Here is a 6,144-nt window from a genome sequence, read left to right on the forward strand (position 1 = left end):
ACCCACAGACCGCATCCACAGACAGCGAAGGAAACCCATGTCCGTGAGCACCCAGACCACCGTCCTCTCCGGCCACTCGATCATCGCCGGCCGCGAGACCCCCGGCAATGCCGGCACCACCCGCGGCATCGACCCGGCGACCAACGCCGAGCTCGAGCCCGCCTACACCCTGATCGACGAGGCCCAGCTCGCCGAGGCCACGGCCGCCGCCGAGGAGGCCTTCGAGTCCTTCAGCGCCCTCGACCCGGAGACCCACGCGGGCTTCCTCGAGACGATCGCCGCCAACATCGAGGCCGTCGGCCCCGAGCTGGTGGACCGCGCCGCCACGGAGACCGGGCTGCCGAAGCCGCGCCTGCAGGGGGAGCTGGCGCGCACCACCGGTCAGCTGCGGCTGTTCGCGCGCGTCGTGCGCCAGGGCGACCACCGCGGCGTGCGCATCGAGCCGCCCCTGCCGGAGCGCACCCCGCTGCCGCGTCCGGACCTGCGCCAGCGCAAGGTCCCCCTGGGCCCGGTCGCCGTCTTCGGCGCCAGCAACTTCCCCTTCGCCTTCTCCACCGCGGGCGGGGACACCGCCTCGGCCCTGGCCGCGGGCTGCCCGGTGATCTTCAAGGCGCACAACGCCCACCCCGGCACGGGCGAGATCGTGGGGCACGCCCTCACCGAGGCAGTGGCCGCCTGCGGCCTGCACCCCGGGGTGTTCTCCCTGGTCTACGGCCCGGGTGCGAGCATCGGCCAGGCCCTGGCCAAGGACCCGGCCGTCAAGGCCGTGGGCTTCACCGGCTCCCGCGGCGCGGGCACCGCGCTCATGGCCACCGCCGCCGCCCGGCCGGAGCCGATTCCGGTGTACGCCGAGATGAGCTCCATCAACCCCGTCTTCCTCTTCGACTCCGCCCTGCGCGGCGACGCCGACGAGTTCGCCCGCGCCTACGTCACGTCCCTGACGGGCTCCTCCGGGCAGCTGTGCACCAACCCGGGGCTGCTCTTCGTCCCCGCGGGCGAGGCCGGCGACGCCTTCCTCACCGCCGTGGACCGGGCACTGGCCGGCGCCGAGGGCGCGACCATGCTCACCCCGGGCATCGCCCGCTCCTGCCGGGACGGCATCGACGCCCTGGGCGCCCAGGACGGCGTCGAGGTCGTGGCCCGCGGCAAGGAGGGCGCCACCGAGAACGCCCCGGCCCCCGTGGTCTTCGGCACGCAGGTCCCCACCTTCCTGTCCAACCCCGTGCTGCAGGAGGAGATCTTCGGCGCGTCCTCGCTGGTGATCCGCTACGGGTCCGCCGACGACCTGGTGGTCGCGGCGGCCCGGATGGAGGGTCAGCTGACCGCGAGCCTGTTCCTGTCCGAGAAGGACCTCCCCACCGCGGCCCCGCTGCTGCCGGTGCTGGAGCGCAAGGTGGGCCGGATCCTCGCCAACGGCTGGCCGACCGGCGTGGACGTGGGCGACGCCATGGTCCACGGCGGCCCGTTCCCGGCGACCTCCGACTCGCGGACCACCTCCGTGGGCACGCTGGCGATCGAGCGGTTCCTGCGCCCCGTGGCGTACCAGAACATCCCCGACGCCCTGCTGCCCGCCCCGGTGCAGGCGGCCAACCCGTGGCACCTCAACCGGCGGGTCGACGGCCGCATCGAGCTGGCCGGGGACTCCGCGGAGGACCGCGCATGAGCGCCCAGCCCACGATCGCCCGCGTCGAGGTCGTGCCCGTCGCCGGGCACGACTCCATGCTGCTCAACCTCTCCGGCGCCCACGGGCCGTTCTTCACCCGCAACGTCGTGATCGCGACGGACTCCGACGGGCGGACCGGTCTGGGGGAGGTGCCGGGCGGTGAGAAGATCCGCGCCACGATCGAGGAGGCCGCCACCCTGCTGGCGGGGCAACCGGTGGCGCTGTTCCGCACCCTGCTTCGCCGGGTCGCCACGGCCTTCGCGGACCGCGACGCCGGCGGGCGCGGGCTGCAGACCTTCGACCTGCGCACCGCGGTGCACGCCGTGACCGGCATCGAGTCCGCCCTCCTGGACCTGCACGGGCAGTTCCTGGGTGTGCCCGTGGCCGAGCTGCTCGGCGACGGGCAGCAGCGCGCAGCGGTGCCCATGCTGGGCTACCTGTTCTTCGTGGGCGATCCGGACAGCACCGACCTGCCGTACCTGCGCGAGCCCCACGGCGCGGACGCGTGGGAGCGGGTGCGCCGGGAGGAGGCGATGACCCCCGAGGCCGTCGTGCGCCTGGCCGAGGCCTCCCGGGAGCGCTACGGCTTCAAGGACTTCAAGCTCAAGGGCGGGGTCCAGGCCGGGGACGTGGAGGTCGACGCCGTCACGGCGATCAAGGAGCGCTTCCCCGAGGCCCGGGTCACCCTCGACCCCAACGGCGGCTGGCTGCTCGAGGAGGCGGTCCGGCTGGGCCGGCGGATGCAGGGCGTCGTCGCCTACGCCGAGGACCCGTGCGGCGCGGAAGGGCGGTTCTCCGGCCGTGAGGTGATGGCGGAGTTCCGGCGGGCCACGGGCCTGCGGACGGCCACGAACATGATCGCCACCGACTGGCGGGAGATGTCCCACGCGGTGCGGGCCGGCGCCGTGGACATCCCCCTGGCGGACCCCCACTTCTGGACGATGGCGGGGTCCGTGCGCGTGGCCCAGCTGTGCCACGAGTTCGGGCTGACGTGGGGCTCGCACTCCAACAACCACTTCGACATCTCCTTGGCCATGTTCACGCACGTGGGCGCCGCGGCTCCGGGCGAGATCACCGCGCTGGACACGCACTGGATCTGGCAGGACGGCCAGGGCCTCACCCGGGAGCCGCTGCGCATCCGCGACGGCGAGATCGAGGTCCCGGCCGCCCCGGGCCTCGGCGTCGAGCTGGACCGCGAGCGCCTCGCGGCCGCCCACGAGCTCTACCTCGAGCACGGGCTGGGTGCCCGCGACGACGCCGCGGCCATGCAGTACCTGATCGAGGGCTGGAGCTTCGACCCCAAGCGGCCCTGCCTGGTCCGCTGAGCCGGAGCGGACCGACGGGATGACGGGCGTGCTGCTGGGCTTCGGTGTGGTCGCGGTGCTCGCCGTCACCGGGTTCGCCACCGCCGCGCTGCTGCCCGGTGAGGCCCGCACCATGCGTGCGGGCCTCACCCCCGTCATCTACTACCTCACCAACCCGGCCCTGATGCTGGTGCTCGTCGCGGGCACCGACCTCAGGGCCGTGCTCGGGGTCTACACCCCGATCGCCCTGGCCACCGCCGCCGTGGCGGGGGCGCTCTTCGCGCTGTACAGCGGCGTGGTGCTGCGCCGGGGGGCCGCCCGCACGGCGGTCGGCGCCATGGCCTCCTCCTACGTCAACGCGGGGAACATCGGGCTGCCCATCGCCCTCTACGCGGTGGGCAGCGCCGCGCCCGTGGTCTCCGTGCTGCTGGCCCAGTTGCTGCTGATCGCCCCGCTCTACCTGCTCGTGTTCTCCTGGGCCGCCCGCCCCCGGCGCCGCACCGGCCCCGGAGCGGCGCCGGCGACGCGGGCCGCGGCGCCCGGACGGGAGAGCACCTCGGCCGGTCGCACGATCGTGCGGTCGGTGGCGAATCCCGTCACGATCGGCACCGCCGCCGGAGTGCTGCTCTCCGCCACCGGGCTGGAGGTGCCCGAAGTGCTGTGGATTCCCCTGGAGATGCTCGGGCAGTCCTCCGTCCCGCTGCTGCTCCTGCTGTTCGGGATGAGCCTGCACGGCCAGCGCCCGTTCCGGAACCGCGCGCTCGTGCCGGACGTGATCGGCGGGACGCTGATCAAGGTGGCCGTGATGCCCGTGCTGGCGTGGGCGATCGGCAGGTTCGGGTTCGGCCTGGGCGGGACCGAGCTGCTGGGCGTCGTGGTCATGGCGGCCCTGCCCACGGCCCAGAACGTGTTCCTCTTCTCGTCCCAGTTCCGGATGCCGGCCAACGCCGCCCGGGACATCGTCCTGCTGAGTTCGTTCCTGTCCTTCCCGGCCGTCCTCCTCACCGGCCTGCTCCTGCACTGACCGCGGCGCCGGGCGCGGGGACGAACGGGTGCGGGCGTCTTGCAGGACCGGGGCGTCCCGGATACGGCGGCAGCGCTGTCCTGGGCCGGGCCGCTCCCGCAGTACCGTGGACCCTGTCCGGGCCACCCCGCGGGGACGGCCGGCAGCCGAGCCCTGAGGAGGCCTCCCCGTGCCGAGCCCGCACGCCGATCCGCCGACGGACCCGACGTCCCGCAGGGCACTGGTCTACCTCGCGGTGTGCGTGGTCCTGGTGGGCCTGAACCTGCGCACGGTCTTCTCCAGCTTCTCCGCGATCCTGCCGGAGATCACCGCGGCCGCCGGCCTGCCGGGGTGGGCGGTCACCGTGCTGACCACCGCCCCCGTGACGCTGCTCGGCGTCTTCGCGCCGTTCGCACCGCGCCTGAACCGCAGGTTCGGGGCCGAGAACGTGCTGCTCGGCGCCATGGTGGTCCTGGCCCTGGGCCTGGGGGTCCGAGGCCTCCCCCTGCCGGGTGCGAGCGCCCTGCCGCTGCTGCTCGCCGGAACGGTCGCGTGCGGTGCCGCGATCGCCCTGGGCAATGTGCTGCTGCCGTCCCTCGTGAAGCGGGACTTCGCCCACCGCATCGGCCTGATGAGCGGGCTCTACACCACCGCGATCTGCGCCTCCGCCGCCCTCGGCGCGGGCCTGACCTACCCGGTGCTCCAGGCGACGGGCTCCTGGCGGGGCTCCCTGGCGGTGTGGGCGGCCCCCGCGGCCCTCGTGGTGGTCCTGCTCGTCCCGGTGGCGGTCCGCCGCCGGGACCCCGGTCCCCCGCCGGCCGACACCGGCGGGCCCGGCCCGTGGCGCTCCCCGGTGGCCTGGCAGATCACCCTGTTCATGGTCTTCCAGGCGATGATGTCCTTCAGTGTCTTCGCGTGGCTCGCCCCCATCCTGCGGGACCGCGGGATCGACGGGGCCACCGCCGGGCTGATCGTGGCCGTGTCGATCCTGCTCCAGATGACGGGCTCGCTCTTCGCCCCGGTGCTGGCCGCACGGCTGGCCGACCAGCGGGTGCTCAACGCCGCGGTGGCCCTCATGGCCGGCGGCGGCTTCGTGCTCTGCGTCTTCGGCCCCACCCAGCTGATCTGGGTCTGGACCGGGCTGCTGGGCCTGGGCCAGGGCAGCCTCACCGCGGTGGCCCTGACGATGATCGCGCTGCGCACCCGCAGCAGCCACATGGCGGTGCGGCTCTCGGGCATGATGCAGGGCGTCGGCTACGGCGTGGGCTCCTCGGGCACCTTCCTGGTGGGGCAGCTGCTGCACTGGACCGGGGGCTTCGCCGCCGCAGGCGTCATGTTCGCGGCGGTCGGCACGCTCGCGGCGGTCTTCGGCTGGCAGGCCGGCCGGGCCCGCTTCATCCGGGAGTGAGCGGACCGGTCAGCCCAGGGCGTCCTCCAGCACGGCCAGCACCTCGGACGCGCTCCCGGCGTCGAGGAGGGCCTGTCGGCAGGACTCCTCGGCCAGGGCGTGGGAGAGCTCGGCCAGCAGCTCCAGGTGCTCCTCCCCGGAGCGTTCCTCGGGGAGGGAGATCAGGAAGACGAGGTGGACGGGCTCGCCGTCCAGCGCGTTCCACTCCACGCCGTCCACGCTGCGGGCGAACGCGATCATCGGCCGCTCGGCGCCGGCGGACTTGGCGTGCGGCAGGGCCACGCCGTTGCCCACCCCGGTGGATCCCTCCTCCTCGCGGGCCAGGGCCGCGGCGGCGGTGCTGTCGGCATCGTAGGCCCGGCCCGTGTGCGCCCCGAGCTCGGCGAGCTGCCGGATGACCCCGTCCCGGTCCGCCCCGTGGACGTCCAGGAGCACGGTCGACTCGCTCAGGTGCGCCAGCACGGAGCCGGAGCCCCTCGGCGGGTCGTCCGCGGTGCGGGGGGTCCTGTCGTCGCTCATCTGCTGTCCCATCGGTGGAGGCGGGCGGGCGGCGCGGCCCCGCTCTGCTGCCCGCGGCACCGCTGCGCCCTCGTGCGGGCCAACATACGGCGGCCGGGGCCGGGCGTCCACCGGCCGGGACGGAACCTGATTCCGACCGCGAAAATTGTTGAACAATCCAGATGGACAGGGCATGCTGGAGGGACCGACGTGACAAGGAGCACAGCATGTCCCCCTCCGACATCGACCTCAACGCGGACTGCGGTGA

Annotated in this window: 5 protein-coding genes; 4 read left to right on the top strand and 1 reads right to left on the bottom strand. The window is 74.2% G+C overall.

All coding sequences use genetic code 11. The features are described from left to right. Positions 1–37 precede the first annotated feature (37 nt). The 4 genes from ABD220_RS00150 to ABD220_RS00165 all read left to right on the top strand — a co-directional run bounded on the left by ABD220_RS00150 (position 38) and on the right by ABD220_RS00165 (position 5,378). A complete protein-coding gene (locus tag ABD220_RS00150; protein ID WP_344118727.1) occupies positions 38–1,663 on the top strand; it encodes an aldehyde dehydrogenase (NADP(+)) in 1,626 nt (541 codons plus the stop codon). Beyond that, entirely contained in the window at positions 1,660–2,988 is a 1,329-nt protein-coding gene (locus tag ABD220_RS00155; protein WP_344118728.1) for an enolase C-terminal domain-like protein, read from the top strand. The genes ABD220_RS00150 and ABD220_RS00155 overlap by 4 nt, the downstream gene beginning before the upstream one ends. A gap of 19 nt (positions 2,989–3,007) precedes the next feature. Then, the gene (locus tag ABD220_RS00160) at positions 3,008–3,991 is read left to right on the top strand and encodes an AEC family transporter (RefSeq protein ID WP_344118730.1); all 984 of its coding nucleotides are present in this window, start codon (positions 3,008–3,010) and stop codon (positions 3,989–3,991) included. A 169-nt stretch (positions 3,992–4,160) separates the two neighbouring features. Next, a complete protein-coding gene (locus ABD220_RS00165) occupies positions 4,161–5,378 on the top strand; it encodes an MFS transporter (RefSeq protein ID WP_344118732.1) in 1,218 nt (405 codons plus the stop codon). Between the two features lie 9 nt (positions 5,379–5,387). On the opposite strand, the gene ABD220_RS00170 is transcribed toward ABD220_RS00165, so the two are convergent. Beyond that, positions 5,388–5,897, bottom strand: a complete 510-nt coding sequence (locus tag ABD220_RS00170; protein WP_344118734.1) for a PTS sugar transporter subunit IIA — start codon at positions 5,895–5,897, stop codon at positions 5,388–5,390. Between the last annotated feature and the right edge of the window lie 247 nt (positions 5,898–6,144).

It is taken from the genome of Kocuria aegyptia, from assembly GCF_039530085.1.
In the GTDB taxonomy this organism is placed as follows: Bacteria; Actinomycetota; Actinomycetes; order Actinomycetales; family Micrococcaceae; genus Kocuria; species Kocuria aegyptia.